General features: G+C 70.9%; 20 protein-coding genes. 6 read left to right on the forward strand and 14 right to left on the reverse strand.

Annotation, left to right across the window (positions count from 1 at the left end; genetic code table 11):
• Positions 1-52 precede the first annotated feature (52 nt).
• Positions 53-598: an RsiG family protein gene (locus tag FCH28_RS16495; protein ID WP_187363861.1), complete on the reverse strand. Its 546-nt coding sequence runs from the start codon at positions 596-598 to the stop codon at positions 53-55.
• 422 nt (positions 599-1,020) lie between these two features.
• Here FCH28_RS16495 and dtd point away from each other — a divergent pair, with 422 nt between their 5' ends.
• The gene (dtd, locus tag FCH28_RS16500) at positions 1,021-1,446 is read left to right on the forward strand and encodes a D-aminoacyl-tRNA deacylase (RefSeq protein ID WP_136740804.1); all 426 of its coding nucleotides are present in this window, start codon (positions 1,021-1,023) and stop codon (positions 1,444-1,446) included.
• A gap of 274 nt (positions 1,447-1,720) precedes the next feature.
• On the opposite strand, the gene ygfZ is transcribed toward dtd, so the two are convergent.
• From ygfZ to FCH28_RS16530, 6 genes are all read right to left on the reverse strand, one after another.
• Positions 1,721-2,701: a CAF17-like 4Fe-4S cluster assembly/insertion protein YgfZ gene (ygfZ, locus tag FCH28_RS16505; RefSeq protein ID WP_136740805.1), complete on the reverse strand. Its 981-nt coding sequence runs from the start codon at positions 2,699-2,701 to the stop codon at positions 1,721-1,723.
• Positions 2,702-2,972: 271 nt separating this feature from the next.
• Positions 2,973-3,422 carry a Fur family transcriptional regulator gene (locus FCH28_RS16510; protein ID WP_136740806.1) on the reverse strand — a complete coding sequence of 150 codons (450 nt, stop codon included), beginning with the start codon at positions 3,420-3,422 and terminating at the stop codon, positions 2,973-2,975.
• A gap of 41 nt (positions 3,423-3,463) precedes the next feature.
• Positions 3,464-4,480, reverse strand: a complete 1,017-nt coding sequence (locus FCH28_RS16515; protein WP_136740807.1) for an ABC transporter substrate-binding protein — start codon at positions 4,478-4,480, stop codon at positions 3,464-3,466.
• A 9-nt stretch (positions 4,481-4,489) separates the two neighbouring features.
• On the reverse strand, positions 4,490-5,260 hold the full coding sequence (locus FCH28_RS16520; protein WP_136740808.1) for an ABC transporter ATP-binding protein: 771 nt from the start codon (positions 5,258-5,260) through the stop codon (positions 4,490-4,492).
• Positions 5,260-6,303 carry a FecCD family ABC transporter permease gene (locus tag FCH28_RS16525; protein ID WP_136740809.1) on the reverse strand — a complete coding sequence of 348 codons (1,044 nt, stop codon included), beginning with the start codon at positions 6,301-6,303 and terminating at the stop codon, positions 5,260-5,262. The genes FCH28_RS16520 and FCH28_RS16525 overlap by 1 nt, the downstream gene beginning before the upstream one ends.
• A gap of 227 nt (positions 6,304-6,530) precedes the next feature.
• The gene (locus FCH28_RS16530) at positions 6,531-7,118 is read right to left on the reverse strand and encodes a heme-binding beta-barrel domain-containing protein (RefSeq protein WP_136740810.1); all 588 of its coding nucleotides are present in this window, start codon (positions 7,116-7,118) and stop codon (positions 6,531-6,533) included.
• Between the two features lie 251 nt (positions 7,119-7,369).
• On the opposite strand from FCH28_RS16530, the gene FCH28_RS16535 reads away from it, so the two are divergent.
• On the forward strand, positions 7,370-7,735 hold the full coding sequence (locus FCH28_RS16535; RefSeq protein ID WP_136740811.1) for a DsrE family protein: 366 nt from the start codon (positions 7,370-7,372) through the stop codon (positions 7,733-7,735).
• Positions 7,736-7,784: 49 nt separating this feature from the next.
• On the opposite strand, the gene FCH28_RS16540 is transcribed toward FCH28_RS16535, so the two are convergent.
• The 7 genes from FCH28_RS16540 to FCH28_RS16570 all read right to left on the reverse strand — a co-directional run bounded on the left by FCH28_RS16540 (position 7,785) and on the right by FCH28_RS16570 (position 12,364).
• A complete protein-coding gene (locus tag FCH28_RS16540; protein WP_136740812.1) occupies positions 7,785-8,069 on the reverse strand; it encodes a DUF3099 domain-containing protein in 285 nt (94 codons plus the stop codon).
• Positions 8,070-8,260: 191 nt separating this feature from the next.
• Positions 8,261-8,548, reverse strand: a complete 288-nt coding sequence (locus FCH28_RS16545; protein ID WP_136740813.1) for a DUF1416 domain-containing protein — start codon at positions 8,546-8,548, stop codon at positions 8,261-8,263.
• A 36-nt stretch (positions 8,549-8,584) separates the two neighbouring features.
• Entirely contained in the window at positions 8,585-9,430 is an 846-nt protein-coding gene (locus FCH28_RS16550; RefSeq protein ID WP_136740814.1) for a sulfurtransferase, read from the reverse strand.
• A gap of 183 nt (positions 9,431-9,613) precedes the next feature.
• Positions 9,614-9,721, reverse strand: coding sequence for an Ms5788A family Cys-rich leader peptide (locus FCH28_RS40105; protein ID WP_425471939.1), 108 nt, complete (start codon positions 9,719-9,721; stop codon positions 9,614-9,616).
• Between the two features lie 239 nt (positions 9,722-9,960).
• Positions 9,961-10,662, reverse strand: a complete 702-nt coding sequence (locus FCH28_RS16560; RefSeq protein WP_136740815.1) for an LmeA family phospholipid-binding protein — start codon at positions 10,660-10,662, stop codon at positions 9,961-9,963.
• 180 nt (positions 10,663-10,842) lie between these two features.
• Positions 10,843-12,108, reverse strand: coding sequence for a polyadenylate binding domain-containing protein (locus FCH28_RS16565; protein WP_136740816.1), 1,266 nt, complete (start codon positions 12,106-12,108; stop codon positions 10,843-10,845).
• Between the two features lie 10 nt (positions 12,109-12,118).
• Entirely contained in the window at positions 12,119-12,364 is a 246-nt protein-coding gene (locus tag FCH28_RS16570; protein WP_281289728.1) for a MoaD/ThiS family protein, read from the reverse strand.
• A gap of 206 nt (positions 12,365-12,570) precedes the next feature.
• Between FCH28_RS16570 and FCH28_RS16575 the strand changes: the two genes are divergently transcribed.
• From FCH28_RS16575 to FCH28_RS16590, 4 genes are all read left to right on the forward strand, one after another.
• The gene (locus FCH28_RS16575) at positions 12,571-14,304 is read left to right on the forward strand and encodes an ABC transporter ATP-binding protein (protein WP_136740817.1); all 1,734 of its coding nucleotides are present in this window, start codon (positions 12,571-12,573) and stop codon (positions 14,302-14,304) included.
• Positions 14,301-16,307, forward strand: a complete 2,007-nt coding sequence (locus FCH28_RS16580; RefSeq protein ID WP_136740818.1) for an ABC transporter ATP-binding protein — start codon at positions 14,301-14,303, stop codon at positions 16,305-16,307. The genes FCH28_RS16575 and FCH28_RS16580 overlap by 4 nt, the downstream gene beginning before the upstream one ends.
• 417 nt (positions 16,308-16,724) lie before the next feature.
• The gene (locus FCH28_RS16585; protein ID WP_136740819.1) at positions 16,725-17,561 is read left to right on the forward strand and encodes a response regulator transcription factor; all 837 of its coding nucleotides are present in this window, start codon (positions 16,725-16,727) and stop codon (positions 17,559-17,561) included.
• Positions 17,562-17,585: 24 nt separating this feature from the next.
• The gene (locus tag FCH28_RS16590; RefSeq protein WP_136740820.1) at positions 17,586-18,611 is read left to right on the forward strand and encodes a LacI family DNA-binding transcriptional regulator; all 1,026 of its coding nucleotides are present in this window, start codon (positions 17,586-17,588) and stop codon (positions 18,609-18,611) included.
• The last annotated feature ends 85 nt before the right edge of the window (positions 18,612-18,696 follow it).

Here is an 18,696-nt window from a genome sequence, read left to right on the forward strand (position 1 = left end):
CGGCGGCCTTCCGGGGAAGTGACCCGCGCCCCCCGAAGGCTTGTGGCCGGTGTCAGGACAGCAGGTCGTCTACTTGTGCTTCACCTTCACGGTACCTGCGTGCGATTTCGGCGCTGCAATCGTCGGCCATTCTCTGCAGCGACTGACGGCGCCGGGAGACCTGCCGCTCGTAGCGGATCAGCCGCCCCATCGCATCGTGCAGCTCCTGGTCCGTACGGGCCGTCAGATCGGACAGCTCGACCTCGCCGAGCATCTCCTCGGCCAGTCGTCGGTACTCCTCGCTGTGCGGCGTCCCCAGCGTCACATGCCGGGCGGACGAGCGATGCCGCGACGGTACGTCCGTGAGGATCTCCGGGAGACGGTCCAGCAGCGGCGAATGCTGCGCCGTCCTGCGGGCGATCTCGGCCCGCAGGATGTCGATCCGGCCCTGCAACAGCCGCCGCAGATAGCTCAGATCGGCCTCCTCCTGCTGCGAGTCACGCCGTACCACCCGCAGCTCGGGCAGCCCCAGCCCGGACAGGTCCGGTGTCTCGACCGGGTGGAAGCGGTCGCGCTGCTGCGGAGGGCGGGGGTGCTGCGTCTGGCCTGCCTGGAGCATGGTGCCGTCCTCGGTGCGGGTGGCCTCGACGCGAGCCGTCGCCGTGGTCGTGGCCGCGGCCGGAGCCGGGGCCGCGGTCGGGGCCGTCGTCACGGCGGTCGGTGGAGTGAGACCGGCGGTCGGTGGGGTGGGACCGGCGGTCGGTGGCGTGAGACCGGTGGTCGTCTGGGCGGGCGGTGCCGTACGCGCGGGCGGTGTCGTACGGGCGGCTGGTACGGGACCGGGTGTCTGCCCGGAGCCGGCAGTGGTCATGAACGTTCCGTCCCCTCGTCCGGTGCGGCATCCAGGGCTGGGAGCCGTGGAAGGCACCACGTGCACGCATCGTGCCACTCTGCGTGGTCAGCGTGCAGGGCCAGGGCACCCGAACGGACGCCGTGGGGCGGCTGTCGGAACACCGGTGGCCCCCAGGCATCATGGCGGATATGCGAGCTGTGGTGCAGAGAGTTGACGGGGCACGTGTCGACGTGGCAGGGGAGACGGTCGGCGAGATCGTCGGAGAAGGGCTGTGCGTGCTGGTGGGGGTCACCCACGAGGACACCGCGGAGAAGGCGGCACAGCTCGCCCGCAAGCTGTGGTCGGTGCGGATCCTGCACGGCGAGAAGTCCTGTTCGGACACCGGGGCGCCGTTGCTGGTGATCAGCCAGTTCACTCTCTACGGTGACGCCCGCAAAGGCCGCCGCCCCACCTGGAACGCGGCGGCACCGGGACCGGTAGCGGAACCGCTGGTCGACGAGGTCGTCGCACAGCTGCGGGCACTCGGCGCCCGGGTCGAGACCGGGCGCTTCGGCGCCGCCATGCAGGTGTCGCTGACGAACGACGGGCCGTTCACGGTGCTGGTGGAGGTGTAGGCGGGCGGGGGGGCCGCTGATCCCCCCCCGCGTTGTGGCGTGGGAATACCCGGCCGGTGCCCCCGTTGAAGCGTGGGGATACCGCCCGGCAGCCCCGTGCGTTGTGGCGTGGGGATACCGTCCGGCGACCCCGCGCGTAGCGGTGTGGGCGTACGCCCGGTGACCCCGCGTCGTGGCGTGGGAATACCCGTCCGGTGCCCCGCGTTGTGGTCCTGCAGGGGGCCCGCGCATCCCCTAGGGGAAAACCCTGACGGCCCTCAGGGCAGCCAAACCCTTACGGCTCGACCACGACCTCCTGCGCCGCCGCCGTCCCGCCCGCACTCAGCTGCGCGTCGGTCGGCACATTGCGCTTGACCAGGGCCAACGCGATCGGGCCCAGCTCGTGGTGCCGGGCCGACGTGGTGATGAAGCCGAGCTGCCGGCCCTCCTCGCCCTCCGAGGCCAGCCGTACCGGCGTCCCGTGCGGCGGCAGATGCACCTCGCTGCCGTCCAGGTGCAGAAAGACCAGCCGGCGCGGCGGCTTCCCCAGGTTGTGCACCCGGGCGACGGTCTCCTGGCCGCGGTAGCAACCCTTCTGGAGGTGGACGGCGGTGCCGATCCAGCCCAGCTCGTGCGGGATGGTGCGGTGGTCGGTCTCCAGGCCGAGACGGGGGCGGTGCGCCTCGACGCGCAGCGCCTCCAGAGCCAGGATGCCGATCGCCGGGCCGTGCCCGGCGGCGAAGGACTCCAGGTCGGCGCGCGGGAGGAAGAGGTCGCGGCCGTGCGCGGTCTCGCGTACGACGGTGTCCTCGGGCACCTCGGTGATGGAACCGGCCGGGAGGTGCACCACGGCGAACTCGTCGCTGCGGTCGGCGACCTCGACGCGGTAGAAGAACTTCATGCTCTCCAGGTAGGCGATCAGCGCCTCCTGGGTGCCGGGCTCTGTGTGCATCCAGGTCGTCTCGCCGTCGTCGACGAGGTAGAGCGCATGCTCGATATGGCCGTGCGCGGAGAGGATCAGCGCCTCCGTGGCATTGCCGGGCCGAAGGTCGCTGACGTGCTGGGTGAGCAGCAGATGCAGCCAGCTCAGCCGCTCGACGCCGGTGACGGTGACCACGCCGCGGTGCGAGAGGTCCACGAAGCCGGAGCCGTCGGCGAGGGCGCGCTGCTCCCGGAAGAGATCGCCGTAATGCGCGGCGACGCCTTCGTCGGGAGCCTCGGCCGGAACGGCGCCGGGCAGCGACAGCAGGGGGCTGGATTTCACATCTCGCAGCATGGGGCCAGCCTACGACTCGGGGGTGACACCGCCAGGGCGCACCCATAGGGGGCTTGGGGACCCTTAGGGGGAGTTCGAACGGATCCCCTAGGGGACGTGAAGGCCCCCTGCGGGTCCACAACGCGGGGGCGCGGGGCGGTATTCCCGGCTTCCCGGCTCGCCGGGGCGGTATCCGCAGCCCGCCGGGGAACGGCATCCGCAGCCCTGGGGACGGTCTTCCCGGAGGACCTGAACCCGGCCCCTGCCCTACGCCCTACCCCTGCCCTACGACCTACCCCTGCCCCTCGTCCTCGCCCCGTTTGGTTTTCTCCGTGCACTTCGCGCAGCGGCCGAAGATCGCGAAATGCTTCATATCGGTCTCGAAGCCGAACTGTTCGCGCAGTTTCGCGGTGAACGGCGCGGCCACCGACAGATCCGCCTCGATGACGTCCGTGCAGTCCCGGCACACCAGGTGGATGTGGTGGTGCCGGTCGGCGAGGTGGTACGTCGGCGCGCCGTGGCCGAGGTGGGCATGGCTGACCAGATCCAGCTCCTCCAGGAGCTCCAGGGTCCGGTAGACGGTGGAGATGTTCACGCCGCCCGCCGTCTTGCGCACCTCGGTGAGGATGTCGTCGGGGGTGGCGTGTTCCAGCCTGTCCACAGCCTCCAGCACGAGCTGACGCTGCGGGGTCAGGCGGTACCCGCGCCTGCGGAGGTCGCTCTGCCAGTCGGTCGTCACCACAGGCCCAGTGTAGGAGGGTGGTCGGCCCCTTCGTACGTTCGTCAGCCCCTTCGTACGTTCCGCAGATAGCCGGCCAGTGCGGTGACGGCGGCGGGGTTGCGCGGGCTCTCGACCAGATCGGCGTAATCCATGACGTAAATGCGGTGGTGCTTGATCGCGGAGACGTTGGCGAGGGGCGGGTAGGACATCAGGAACGCCTTTTTCTGGGCGGCGGTCGGTGTGCCGTAGTCGTTGATGACGATGACGTCCGGGTCGCGCTCGACGATGGTCTCCCAGCCGACGGTCGTCCAGGAGTCCTTGAGGTCCTTCATGACGTGGTCGCCGCCGGCCTTGGTGATGATGTCGTGCGGGCCGGCGTATTTGCCCGAGGTCAGCGGCTTGTCCTCGCCGCCGTCGTACAGGAAGACCGAGGGCCGCTCGCCCTCCTCGGGGGCCTTGGCCTGCGCGTCGGCGACCTGCTTCCTGTACTTCTTGATCAGTGCGGCGGCCCGGTCCTCCACATCGAAGATCTTCCCCAGCGTCTCCAGGTCGGTGTAGAGGGCCTCCAGGGGCGGCATCACGCCGCGCGAGCCGCCGGTGGTGCTGTTGCGGCAGGACTCGGTCAGGACGTAGCTGCCGATGCCGAGCTTCTTCAGGGACGCGGGGGTGACGCCGCTGTCCTCGCCGAAGCCGTAGTGCCAGCCGGCGAAGACCAGGTCGGCCCGCGCGTCCAGGGCGATCTCCTTGGTGATGGCCTTCTTGGAGAGCCAGGGCACCTTGCCGTAGGCGGCCTTCCACGCGACGGCGTCGATGTCGCCCCGGTAGGCGGGCATGACATAGCCGGCCATGTGGTCTTCCAGGCCGAGCGCGAACATGATGTCGGCGATGCCCACGTCGTTGGTGACCACGCGCCGCGGCGCCTTGTCGTACGTCGTTCTGACGCCGCAGTTCTCGATGGTGACCGGGTAGTGCCCGGAGGGCGCGGCGGTGTCCTTGCCGTCGGCGGCGACCTGGGCGCCGCAGCCGGTGAGCGCGGCGAGGGAGAGGACGGTGAGCAGCACGGTGGCGCGGCGGGGCATGGGGGGTCCTTAGCGGGTGAGACGGTCGAACAGCAGCTGCAGGGCGCCGGTTTCGGGGTGTCGTACGCGGTGCGCGCGTACCCCGAAGACCTCGGCGAGCAGCTCGGGCGTCAGGACGTCGTACGGCGCGCCGGAGGCGACGATCCGGCCGTCCGCGATGACGTGGAGGTCATCGCAGTGCACGGCGGCCAGGTTGAGGTCGTGGAGGGCGGTGAGCACGGTCAGCCGGCTGTCGCGGACCAGTGCCAGGACCTCCAACTGCTGGGCGATGTCAAGGTGGTTGGTGGGCTCGTCGAGCACCAGCACCTCGGGTTCCTGGGCGAGCGCGCGGGCGATCAGCACTCGCTGCTTCTCGCCGCCGGAGAGGCTGAGGAAGCCGCGGTCGGCCAGGTGGGCCGCGCCGACCCGGGCCAGCGTGCGCGCGCAGACGTCCCTGTCGTCGGCGTTCGCCCGGCCCGAGCCGCGCTGGTGCGGCAGCCGTCCCATCGCGACGACCTCGGCGACGGTGAAGTCGAACTCCGTGGACGCCTCTTGGGGGAGCGCGGCCAGCCGCCGGGCGCCCTCGCGCGCGCTGAGGGCGTGCAGATCCTCGCCGTCCAGGCGCACGGTTCCCGCGGCCGGGCGCAGCGCGCGGTAGACGCAGCGCAGCAGGGTGGACTTGCCGCTGCCGTTGGGGCCGACCAGCCCGACGAGCCGGCCGCTGCCGGCGCGTAGCGCGATGTCGTGGACGAGGCGGGTGCCGGCCACCTCCACGGACAGGTCCTCGATGTCGATGCGCATCAGGCGCCGCCTCCGAAGGTGTAGCCGCGCCGCCGCATCAGCAGCACGAAGCAGGGCACGCCGATGACCGCGGTGAGCACACCCACGGGGAGTTCCACGGGCGCCAGCAGCACCCGGGACAGCAGATCCACCCACACCAGCAGTACGGCGCCCAGCAGCGGTGCGACGGCGAGCACCCGGCGGTGGTCGGCGCCGACCAGCATCCGCGTCACATGCGGCACCATCAGTCCCACGAATCCGATCGCGCCGCTGACGGCGACCACCGCGCCGGTGACCGCGGCGGCGACGACGAACAGCTCGCGGCGCAGCCGTTCCCCGTCCACCCCGAGGGCCGCGGCCGTCTCGTCGCCCATGGCCAGCGCGTTCAGCCGGCCGGCGGAGAGCAGCAGATGGGTCAGTGCGCCGGCCACCGCGACCGCGGCGATCGGTATCGAGCCCCAGCCGGCCCCGCTCAGGCTGCCCAGCAGCCACATCATCGCCGAGCGGGCCGCCTCGCCGCGGTCGGCGGTGAACACCATCAGGGTGGTGATCGCGGAGAAGCCGTAGTACATGGCGGTGCCGGTCAGCACCAGGCGCAGCGGGGTGAGGCCGTGGGCGGTGCGGGCCGCCGCGTACACCAGGGCCATCGCGAGCAGTGCGGAGACGAACGCGGACACCGACAGCGCCCAGACGCCGAGCGCGCCGAGCGCCCCGAAGAGGAGTACGGCGTTGGCGCCGACGGCGGCCCCGGAGGAGATACCGAGGACGAACGGATCGGCGAGGGCGTTGCGTACCAGTGCCTGGACGGCCACGCCGATGGCGGAGAGCCCGGCGCCCACGACGGCGGCCAGGACGGCCCGGGGGAAGCGCAGCTCCCACACGATGGTGTAGGCCGGGACCTCGTCGGGGCCGATGGTGCCGCCGGTCAGTCCGGCGCCGAGATAGCGCACCACCTGCGCCCAGCCCACCCCGGCGGCGCCGAGGCCGACCCCGCACAGCAGGGAGACGAGGAGGGCGGTGAGGAGCGCGGCCACCAGGGGGGTGGTGCGGACGGGGCGTGCCAAGGGGGCCGTGCTTTCGGCTCGGGCCGCGTCCGTACGGGAAGGAGCGGCGGCCCGGATCGCGACGCGACGGCGGGCGGCGTCCCCTCGCAGTCCACGGCGAGTTGCAGGAGCTGGCGCCGCCGCGGGCGATCGGGCTTACGGAAGGGAGCTTCCGTTCAACCGTTGCGGGTCAGCGCCGGACTCTCACCGGACTTCCCCCGCGGGGCGCATCACGCTGTGTGTGCCGGTCAGCCCTTGTAGGGGGTGCCGTCCGGGTTGAAGAAGGAGACGCCGTCCGGCATGTCGTCCGGCAGGCTCTCGGCCCACTGCTTCAGGTCGGCGGTCTTCTTCAGATGCGCCGACATGTACGGGCGCAGCGGAACGTCGGGGGTGGCCTTCTCGCCGACCCACATCAGGTCGCTGTTGACATAGCCGTAGAGCCGCTTGCCGCCGCTGTACGGGCCGGAGGCGGCGGTGCGCGCGATGGCGTCGGTGGCCAGGTCGATCTGCGGCTTACGGTCGGCGAGCTCGCCGTACCAGACCTCGACCACGCCCTGGTCGCGGATCATCACGATCTCGACCTTGCGGTCCGCGTCGATGCGCCAGTAGCCGCTCTCGGTCTCCAGCGGGCGGACCTTCTTGCCCTCGCTGTCGAGCACCCAGCTGTGCGAGGTGTACTCGAGGAAGTCACGGCCGTCGTGGGTGAAGCTGACCTCCTGCCCGAAGTTGCACTTCTCGGAGCCGGGGAAGTCGGCCACGCCGACGCCCTCCCAGTTGCCGAGGAGGAAGGCGAGCGGCACGAGGGCCGGGTTCAGGTCGGACGGGATCTCGATCATGAGCTCAGGCGATCTTTAGGAGGTGGTGTACGGAATCAGCGCTGGCCCTGGTACAGCTTCTTCCAGGTCAGACCGGCGAATGCGACCACGCCGACGGCGACCAGGACGAGCAGGGTGGTGAAGACTGCCTCAAGCACGAGCGCGCTCCTTGGACGGAGTGAGGTGTAACGGACCGCCTGAGAGTCTAGTCCGCCGCACTGACGGCGGCGCTGTGAGGTCCGCCGCTGGGTCGGCCCCTCTAGTCTGGGCCCATGGCGAAGAAGCTCGTGATCAAGGTGACGGCGGGGCTGGACGCGCCCGAGCGGTGCTCCCAGGCGTTCACGGTGGCGGCGGTGGCGGTGGCCAGCGGCGTCGAGGTGTCGCTGTGGCTGACCGGGGAGTCGGCGTGGTTCGCGCTGCCGGGACGGGCGGCCGAGTTCGAGCTGCCGCATGCGGCGCCGCTGCCGGACCTGATCGATGGGATCCTCGCGGGCGGCGGCGCGATCACCGTCTGCACCCAGTGCGCGGCGCGCCGCGACATCGAGCAGAAGGACCTGATCGAAGGGGCGGGCATCGCCGGCGCCCAGGTCTTCGTCAGCGAGATCATGCCGGACGGCGTACAGGCGCTGGTGTACTGAGGCGCGCGGATGCACTGCGGCACGCCGGCGCGCCGAGGAACGGCAGGCCCTACGGCCGGGTGTCGTCCCGGTCGTCCAGTTCGCGCCACCAGCGGTCGGACTCCGGGTCGCCGCACTCGTCCCACCAGCGCTCGCCGGGCTCCCTGCGGTTGCCGATGATCGCGGCGATCGGCGGGATGACCATGGCGACGACGCACATGCCCACGGCCGCCGGGATCGACCAGAGCCGCACCACGCTCCAGGCCAGCACGAACAGCACGATGCACACGCCCATCAACACGAAGTACCTGCGATGACGGCGCTGTGGTGCGGGCAGCCGGCTGTGCGCGGACATATGTCCACGGTAGATCCGGGCCCGGCGGGGAGGAAGTCGGTACGCGGGGCGGGCGTCCGTGGCGCGGGGGCCGGCGCGTCCGCCCCCGGACAGCGCGGAGGGCCGCACCCCGGCCAAGGTGTCCAAACCCCTGGGGTGCGGCCCTCCGGCCGTAGGGGCCGCGAGCGCGGTCCCTACGGTCTCAGTTGTCGTCAGACGGCGATGGCGACCTCCGCCAAGCCGCCCTGCTGGGCGACGACGGTACGGTCCGCGGTGCCGCCCGGGACGAGTGCACGCACAGTCCAGGTGCCCTCGGCCGCGTAGAAGCGGAACTGTCCGGTCGCCGAGGTGGGGACCTCGGCGGTGAACTCACCGGTGCTGTCCAGCAGACGGACGTAACCGGTGACGGGCTCGCCGTCCTTGGTCACGCTGCCCTGGATGGTGGTCTCACCGGGCTTGATGGTCGAGGCGTCGGGGCCGCCGGCCTGTGCTCCACACATGGGTACTTCCTTGAGGGGTAAGGGCTTTCGCCGGAATTACTTGTTGGCGCCGAGCTCGATCGGAACGCCGACCAGCGAGCCGTACTCGGTCCAGGAACCGTCGTAGTTCTTGACGTTGGTCTGGCCGAGCAGCTCGTGCAGCACGAACCAGGTGAGCGCGGAACGCTCACCGATACGGCAGTAGGCGATGGTGTCCTTCGACAGGTCGACGGACTCCTCCTGGTAGAGGGCCTTGAGCTCGTCGTCCGACTTGAAGGTGCCGTCGTCGTTGGCGTTCTTGGACCACGGGATGTTGCGGGCGCTGGGCACGTGGCCGGGGCGCTGCGACTGCTCCTGCGGGAGGTGCGCCGGCGCGAGCAGCTTGCCGCTGAACTCGTCGGGGGAGCGGACGTCGACCAGGTTCAGGCTGCCGATGGCGGCGACGACGTCGTCACGGAAGGCACGGATGGCGGTGTCCTGGGCCTTGGCCTTGTACTCCGTGGCCGCGCGCTCCGGCACCTGCGAGCCGTCGACCAGGTCGCGGGAGTCCAGCTCCCACTTCTTGCGGCCGCCGTCGAGGAGCTTGACGCTGTCGTGGCCGTAGAGCTTGAAGTACCAGTAGGCGTAGGACGCGAACCAGTTGTTGTTGCCGCCGTAGAGGATGACGGTGTCGTCGTTGGCGATGCCCTTGCCCGAGAGCAGCTTCTCGAAGCCCGCCTGGTCGACGAAGTCGCGGCGTACCGGGTCCTGGAGGTCCTTCTTCCAGTCGATGCGCACCGCGTTCTTGATGTGGTTCTTGTCGTAGGCCGAGGTGTCCTCGTCGACCTCGACGATGACCACCTTGGGGTCATCGATGTGGGCCTCAACCCAGTCGGCGTCCACCAGGACGTCGCTACGGCTCATTGTTTTTCTCCTCCGGGGCAGTTACGGGGGGCAGTTGAGGGGTGGTGCGTGTGCACGCGGGTACGCCGAGTGCGCGCTCAGCACTTCCCAGTGGGAGTCCGGGTTATGCGCGCGGCGCTGCGCCGGGTACATACGGGGGTCGGCCGAGAGGCCGGCCGGGTGAAAACGGGAGGGGAGAACCCGTCAGACAGGGCGACAGAGCATCGCGGCGACGCGGCACAGGTCGACTGCCCGCCGCTTCGTCAATACCGCCTGTCCCCGTGGAAGGAGACCGCTCAATGCGCTCTGCATGGGGCCGATCGTAGGGAGGGACGGCGGGGCGTGTCACCGGCGTGTCGGATGGTGAGACGCGTTTGTCCGCGATGTGGGATCGGGGTGAGAGGCGCGGGCCCCGGCGTCGCTCCGGGGCGTCGGGGCGCGCCCGGGAAGTCTGGGTTGCGGACCGTGCTGTCTCAGAAAGCGGACGGTCCGGGGTGGTGGCGGGCCGGTGGGGCGGCCCGCCGCGGCCACCTGGTGGGCGGGGCGTCCGGTCAGCCCGGCATCTGGACGTTCTCGCCGGAGGCGGCGATCGAGATGCCGTCCCGCATCGTCACCACACGCTCCAGCCTGAGGTTGCCGGGCAGCTGGTCGAGCTTCCAGTCGTGGTCCGTCTGGCCGCGCACCTTGCTCTCGCAGCCCGGGACGGCCTTGCACATCATCGGGACGCTGTCCGCGCGCAGCCGCACCGTGTTGCCGTTCACGGTGGTGATCGAGCCGGTAACCTCCAGCGAGCTGAGGACCGGCAGATTGGGCGAGATCTTGACCTGGCTGCGGCCGTTCTTCTGGCCCGCGTAGCTGATCTTCACGCCGCCGCCCGCGGCCTTGGTCAGGTCGGCGTACGAGATCCGGGCGTTGCCGGTGGCCGACGCGGCGCTCTTGACGGACGTGTAGTCGCTGCCCAGCTCGACGTCGTGGAACTGGGCGCTCAGCGACTCCACCCGCAGGGAGTGCCCCCCGGCGCTGGCCTCGATGCCGGTCAGCTCGGCGTCCACCTCGGTCAGCCGGCGGCCGAGGACCTGGGTCAGGAACGGGAAGCCCTTGATCGTGACGTTCGGCGTCCGGTCCAGCCCCTGACTGCTGCGTATCTTGTCCGCGGCCTTGTCCTCGGCGAGGTTCACCGCGACCCGGTCGCCGACCACCAGCAGCACGGTGACTATGACGACGATGAACAGCAGCGCCCGTAGTGCACGCATCGAACCACTACCCCCACACATGGGCCGGATGCCCGGCCTTCGGATCGGTGCAGGCCCCCTGCCTGCGCTCCGGGGAGCCTAAACGAGGAACTCCGCAAACGCCCCTGCCCGCCTCCGGAACGCGGCGATCTCGCGCATTTCCGGCGACGGGCAGGTCGGTACGGCTTTCCGGCGGCGGCCCTAGCCCAGCGCGCGGCCCAGTACGTACACCGCGGGCGCGGCGAGGGTCAGGGGCAGGGCCACGCCGGCCGTCATGTGGACGAAGCGGGACGGGTAGTCGTAGCTGGCGACCCGGAGGCCGATCAGGGCGCAGCCGCCGGCGGCCAGGCCCAGCAGCGCGCCGGAGTCGCCGAAGCCGGTCAGCCGGCCGGCCGCGATCCCGGCGCCCGCGGCGGCCAGCAGGGCGACGGCCACAGACGCGACGGAGGGCAGTGGCAGGGCACGGGCGAGCGTCGCCACGCCGACCGCCGCCGCGCCCACCGTCACCGCCTGCGGGACGGCCGCGAGCTGTCCTGAGGCGAGCACCACCAGTGCCGTCGAGGCCAGGCCCGCGGTCAGCGCGTACATCCGCTCGTCGGCGCTGCTGCGGTTGCGCAGCTGGAGGACGAGGACGAACAGACACCACACGCCGAGCGTGCCGATGGCGACGACGGGCGCGTTCTCGCGGTGGGTGGCCAGCAGCGCGGCATCGGTGGTGACACCGGCCAGGAAGGCGAGCGCGATGCCCTGGCGGGCGGGCCACATGCCGTTGAGCCGGAACCAGCCGGCGGCGGTCACGGCCTGCAGCAGCACCACCGGCACCGCGAGCGCCGGGCGGCCCAGCGGCGCGGCCACCGCGAGCAGCAGCGCCAGCCCGGCGGTCAGCGCGGCCGGCTTGAGGCCCGGCGGGATGATCGGCGAGCGGCCCTCGGCGCGGGCGCGCTGGTTGGGGGCGAGCGGCGCGGTGGTGATGGGCCGGGGCGCGGGCTCGGCGGCCGCGGCCCTGGCGGCCGCGCTGCGGTGGCCGGCCGCTGCGGCCGGTGCGGGCGCGGCGTGCCGGGGCGGCTGCGGCTGCTGCCGGGTGTACGGCTCCTCGGCCGGCGGCGCGCTCTGGTGCTGGGGCGGGACGCCGCCGGGGGCGGCGGTGTCCGGTGCCTGGGCCGGCAGCGGCTGGATGCCGGTGTCCCAGGTCGTGGTGTTCCAGGTCTGGGTGTCGGGGCGCTCCGGGGGCTGCTGCTGCCCGTATGCGTCGTACCCGTACTGGTCGTAGCGGCCGCCCTGCCCGCCGGCCGCCGGCCACGCCGGCTCCTGAGGCTGCTGCGGCTGCTGCTGCGCGTAGGGGTCGTACGGCTGCTGCCCCTGCTGGCCGTACGACGGCTGCCGGCCGTACGCGCCCTGCGGGGGGTGCGCGGCGTACGGATCCTGCGGCTCGTACGGGTTGTGGTGCTGCGGCTGGTCGTTGCTCATGATCGCGTGCTCACCCTCCCGCGAACGGCGGCAGGACCTCGACGGTGCCGCCCTCGGCCAGCGCCACCGCCGCGTGGTCGCGGGTGCCGACCGGATCGCCGTCCACCAGGAAAGAGCAGCGCATCAGGACGCGCGCGAATTCGGGGTTCGCGGCATGCGCGGTGCGCGCCGCGTCGAGCGCCTCGGCGAGCGTCGCCGCCGCGTACGGCTCCTCAGCCGTGCCGGCGGCGGCCTTGGCCGCGGCCCAGTAGCGCACGGTGCCAGTTGTTGTCACGGCGGCCTCTTCGTCGTGTCGGTCTGGGGCGGCCCGGTGTGCGGGACGCCCCGTCGTTGCCGCCTCCATGATGGCGTACGCGGCGGCGGTTCCCGTTCCGGGCAAGTTCCGGCAAAGGCGCACCGCCCGGACGGGGGCCACTTCGAAAATTCGATTGCCGAAGGCAAGTGTTCGCATAGGCTCTGTCCGTGTTGGTCCGACTCGCGCGGGCGCATCTGCGGCCCCACAGGCGCTCGATATCCCTGATCATCCTTCTCCAGCTGATCCAGACGCTGGCCACCCTCTATCTGCCGACCCTCAACGCCGACATCATCGACAACGGTGTCGTGAAGGGGGACACGGGCTACATCCTCCGCCTCGGCGGTTTCATGATCGCCGTTACGCTGCTGCAGATCGCCTGCGCCGTCGGCGCCGTCTATTTCGGCGCCCGGACGGCCATGGCGCTGGGCCGGGACATCCGGGCCGCGGTCTTCGACCGGGTGCAGTCCTTCTCCGCCCGCGAGGTGGGCACGTTCGGCGCACCGTCGCTGATCACCCGCACCACCAACGACGTCCAGCAGGTCCAGATGCTGGTCCTGATGACGTTCGTGATGATGGTCTCGGCGCCGATCATGATGCTCGGCGGTGTCGTCATGGCACTCAACCAGGACGTCCCGCTGTCGGGTCTCCTCCTGGTCATCGTCCCGGTCCTCGGGATCCTCGTCTCACTGATCGTGCGCCGGATGCGGCCGCTGTTCCGCGGGGTGCAGGAGCGCATCGACACCGTCAACCGGGTACTGCGCGAACAGATCACCGGCATCCGCGTCATCCGCGCCTTCGTCCGCGACCGCTACGAGCGGGAACGGTTCGCCGGGGCCAACACGGACCTCTACGACGTGTCGGTGCGCGCCGGCCGGCTGATGTCGATGATGTTCCCGCTGGTCATGCTGATCGTGAACCTCTCCAGCGTGGCCGTCGTCTGGTTCGGCGGACTGCGGATCGACAGCGGCGGCATGCGGATCGGCGCGCTGACGGCGTTCCTCAGCTACCTCATGTACATCCTCATGTCGATCATGATGGCGACGTTCATGGTGATGATGCTGCCGCGCGCCGAGGTCTGCGCCGAACGCATCCAGGAGGTGCTGGCGACCGAATCCAGCGTCGTCCCGCCGGAGAACCCCGTCACCGAGCTGCGCCGGCACGGCGAACTGGAGCTGCGCGACGTGGAGTTCCGCTTCCCGGGCGCCGAGCAGCCGGTCCTCAGGGACATCTCCCTGGTCGCCCGCCCCGGCGAGACCACCGCCGTCATCGGCTCCACCGGCAGCGGCAAGTCCACCCTCCTCGGCCTCGTCCCGCGCCTCTTCGACGCCACCGGCGGCACGGTCCTGGTGGACGGCGAGGACGTCCGCACCCTCGACCAGGAGACCCTGGCCCGCGCCATCGGCCTCGTCCCGCAGAAGCCGTACCTCTTCTCCGGCACCGTCGCCAGCAACCTCCGCTACGGCAATCCGGACGCCACCGACGACGAGCTCTGGCACGCCCTGGAGACCGCGCAGGCCCGCGAGTTCGTCGAGCGGATGGACGGCGGTCTGGACGCCCCCGTCGCGCAGGGCGGCAGCAATGTCTCCGGCGGCCAGCGGCAGCGCCTCGCCATCGCGCGGGCGCTGGTCCGCAAGCCGGAGATCTACCTCTTCGACGACTCCTTCTCCGCGCTGGACTACGCGACGGACGCGGCGCTGCGGGCCGCGCTGTCCCGGGAGACCGACCGGGCGACGGTGGTGATCGTCGCGCAGCGGGTGTCCACCATCCGCGGCGCCGACCGGATCGTCGTCCTGGACGAGGGCCGGGTCGTCGGCACCGGTACGCACACCGAGCTGATGGCGGACAACGAGACCTACCGGGAGATCGTGCTCTCCCAGCTCACCGAGCAGGAGGCGGCATGACCACCGCGGACAAGGGAGCGGCCGCCCCGGCCGAGGCCCCGGAGACCCCGGAGACCCCCGAGGCCGCCCCGAGACGGGGCCCGGCCCCGGCACTGGGCCCGGCCCGGATGATGGGCGGCCAGCCCACCGAGAAGTCGATGGACTTCAAGGGCTCCGGCAAGCGGCTGCTGGCCCAGATGCGGCCCGAGCGTGGCATCTTCTCGTTCGCCCTGGTGCTCGGCGTGGTGAGCGTGGCGCTGACCGTGGTCGCGCCCAAGATCCTCGGCCATGCGACCGACCTGATCATGGCGGGGATCATCGGCCGCAAGCTGCCCGACGGGCTCACCGCGGAGCAGGCGGCGGACCAGCTGCGCGCGCACGGCCAGGGCGGGCTCGCCGACATGCTCGGCACGATGCACGTCGTCCCCGGCCAGGGCATCGACTTCGGCGCCGTCGCCACCGTCCTGCTCTGGGTGGCGGTGATCTACGTGGCCGCCTCGCTCTTCGGCTTCGTCCAGGCCAGGATCGCCACCAAGGTCGTCCAGCGCACCGTCTTCCGCCTCCGCGAACAGGTCGAGGAGAAGCTGGCCCGGCTGCCGCTGAGCTACTTCGACAAGCAGCAGCGCGGTGAGGTGCTCTCCCGCGCGACCAACGACATCGACAACATCCAGCAGACGCTGCAGCAGACCCTCAGCCAGATAGTCGCCTCGCTGCTGACCATCCTCGGCGTCCTCGCCATGATGTTCTGGATCTCACCGCTGCTGGCGCTGGTCGCCCTGGTCACCGTCCCGGTGTCGGTCCTCGTCGCCGCCAAGGTCGGCAAGCGCGCCCAGCCGCAGTTCGTCCAGCAGTGGAAGACGACCGGCAAGCTCAACGCGCATATCGAGGAGATGTACACCGGCCACTCCCTGGTGAAGGTCTTCGGCCGCCAGCGGGAGTCCGCCGAGCTGTTCCGCGAGCAGAACGAGGCCCTCTACACCGCCGGCTTCAAGGCCCAGTTCATCTCCGGGATCATCCAGCCCGCGATGATGTTCATCGGCAACCTCAACTACGTCCTGGTAGCGGTGGTCGGCGGGCTCCGGGTGGCCTCCGGCGCCCTCTCCATCGGCGACGTCCAGGCGTTCATCCAGTACTCCCGGCAGTTCAGCCAGCCGCTCACCCAGGTCGCCTCGATGGCCAACCTGGTCCAGTCCGGTGTCGCCTCCGCCGAGCGGGTCTTCGAACTCCTCGACGCGGCGGAGCAGGACGCGGACCCCGAGGTCCCGGCCCGCCCCGAGAGCGTCACCGGCCGGGTCGAGTTCGAGGACGTCTCCTTCCGCTACGCCGGGGACAAGCCGCTCATCGAGGGGCTGTCGCTGGGCGTCCACCCCGGCCAGACCGTCGCCATCGTCGGCCCCACCGGCGCCGGCAAGACCACTCTCGTCAACCTGCTGATGCGGTTCTACGAGGTGCGCGGCGGCCGGATCACCCTCGACGGCGTCGACATCGCGGAGATGTCCCGCGAGGAGCTCCGCTCCCACATCGGCATGGTCCTCCAGGACACCTGGCTCTTCGGCGGCACGATCGCGGAGAACATCGCGTACGGGGCCCCCGAGGGCACCTCGCTCGACCAGGTCGTCGCGGCCGCCAAGGCCACCCACGTGGACCGCTTCGTGCGCACCCTCCCGGACGGCTACGACAGCGTCATCAACGAGGAGGGCGGCAATGTCTCGGTCGGTGAGAAACAGCTGATCACCATCGCCCGCGCGTTCCTCGCCGAGCCGGCGATCCTCGTCCTGGACGAGGCCACGAGCTCGGTCGACACGCGCACGGAGGTGCTGATCCAGCACGCGATGGCGCGGCTGCGGACGGGCCGTACGAGCTTTGTGATCGCGCACCGGCTGTCCACGATCCGGGACGCGGACGTCATTCTCGTCATGGAGAACGGCTCGATTGTGGAACAGGGCACACACGACAGCCTGCTGGCGGCGCACGGCGCGTACGCCCGGCTCTACGCCGCGCAGTTCGAGGAGGCGGTGGTCTGACGCGGCCTGGCCGCGCATTTCCCGGGCCGGCGGGGGCCGGCCCGGGAGCGCGGCGGGCATGATCACTTGCGTCCCGGACCGTCAAGACCGCCGTCCGACGACCACTCGAAGTGATCAAGGGAACACAAGAAGGTGCAAAATCGGCCTCCGGTCCGGAACGCATCTGAGATATCCTGCAGGGCAAGAAGGATCCGGGCAGCGTAGCCCCCGGGTCCTTTTGTGCTTTAAAACGCGCGATGCGCGATGGAGAGCGCTGTACGAAGCAGAGCCGCAGACTCCCCCGGCCAAGGCCGGGAGGTGCCCCCGTCGCAGGGACCGAGGAGGAGCAAGACGCATGGGCAAGAGAAGCAAACCGGACAGTGAGCCGTACAGGACGACGCACACCGAGCGCGCCATGATCGGGGCAGGTGGTCGGAAGTGAGCTCGCTCCTGCTGTTGACCAATGCACTCCAGCCGTCGACGGAGGTGCTCCCCGCCCTCGGCCTGCTGCTGCACAGCGTGCGGGTGGCCCCCGCCGAGGGGCCTGCCCTCATCGACACCCCCGGGGCCGACGTCATACTGATCGACGGCCGCCGCGATCTTCCCCAGGTGCGTTCGCTGTGCCAGCTGCTGCGGTCCACCGGGCCGGGCTGTCCGCTGGTGCTGGTGGTGACGGAGGGCGGCCTCGCCGCGGTCACCGCCGACTGGGGCATCGACGACGTCCTGCTGGACACGGCGGGACCCGCCGAGGTGGAGGCCCGGCTGCGGCTGGCGATGGGCCGCCAGCAGATCACCACCGACGACAGCCCCATGGAGATCCGCAACGGTGATCTCTCCGTCGACGAGGCGACCTACAGCGCCAAGCTCAAGGGCCGGGTCCTGGACCTGACCTTCAAGGAGTTCGAGCTGCTGAAGTACCTGGCGCAGCACCCGGGCCGGGTGTTCACCCGCGCCCAGCTCCTCCAGGAGGTGTGGGGCTACGACTACTTCGGCGGCACCCGGACGGTCGATGTGCACGTACGGCGGCTGCGCGCCAAGCTCGGCCCCGAGCACGAGTCGCTGATCGGCACGGTCCGCAACGTCGGCTACCGCTTCGTGACACCGGAGAAGGTGGAGCGGGCGGCGGCCGAGGCACAGGCGAAGGAGGACGCCGCGAAGGCGAAGGCCGCGAATGCGGTGAAGTCCTCCCCGGACGACTCCCACGCTGGTGGCGGCTCCGCGCAGGCCATGCCGACGGGTGCCGAATCGGTATCCGTTCGGCCTGCCCAGCGGTAGCACCACCCGCGTAGACTGCCGCGCGTGGCCAAGGTGACGCGGGATGATGTGGCAAGACTGGCGGGTACGTCCACCGCCGTGGTCAGCTACGTCATCAACAACGGACCAAGGCCGGTCGCCCCGGCCACGCGCGAGCGGGTGCTTGCCGCCATCAAGGAGCTCGGCTACCGGCCGGACCGCGTCGCCCAGGCGATGGCGTCCCGCCGTACCGACCTCATAGGCCTGATCGTGCCGGACACCCGGCAGCCGTTCTTCGCCGAGATGGCGCACGCCGTCGAACGGGCCGCCTCCGAGCGCGGGAAAATGGTCCTGGTCGGCAACGCCAACTACGAGGACGAGCGCGAGGCCCACTATCTGCGGGCCTTCCTCGGCATGCGGGTCTCCGGGCTGATCCTGATCAGCCAGGGCCCCAGCGAGCACGCCGCCGCCGAGATCGACGCCTGGGACGCCCGGGTGGTGCTGCTGCACCGGCGGCCGGACGCCATCGACGACGTCGCGGTGATGACGGACGACATCTGGGGCGCGCAACTGGCCACCCGGCATCTGCTGGAGCACGGCCACCCCTACGTCGCCTTCCTCGGCGGCACCGAGGAGACCCCGAAGTCCGGCGACCCGGTCACCGACCACGTCGAGGGCTGGCGCCGGGCCATGCAGGAGTCCGGGAAGACACCCGAGGGGCGCTATTTCCAGGCGCCGTACAACCGCTACGACGCCTACCAGGTCGCGCTGAAGCTGCTGGCAGGCCCCGACCGGCCGCCGGCCATCATGTGCGCGACCGACGACCAGGCGATCGGTGTGCTGCGGGCCGCCCGCGAACTGCGCATCGACGTGCCCGGCGAGCTGGCGGTGGCCGGCTTCGACGACGTGAAGGAAGCAGGGCTGACCGACCCGCCGCTGACGACGGTCGCCTCGGACCGCCAGGCGATGGCGCGCGCCGCGGTCGATCTGGTGCTGGACGACGGGCTGCGGGTGGTGGGCTCGCGCCGCGAGCGGCTGCGGCAGTTCCCGTCGCGGCTGGTGGTGCGGCGGTCGTGCGGCTGCCAGGGCTGACGAGCCGACCGCCCGGGACTTATCCCGGGCATACCCACTTCTGTCGGGCCTCTTAGGGCGTTCTCAGACCATTCTCATGCTGTGG

It is taken from the genome of Streptomyces piniterrae (assembly GCF_005048155.1).
Lineage (GTDB): Bacteria > Actinomycetota > Actinomycetes > Streptomycetales > Streptomycetaceae > Streptomyces > Streptomyces piniterrae.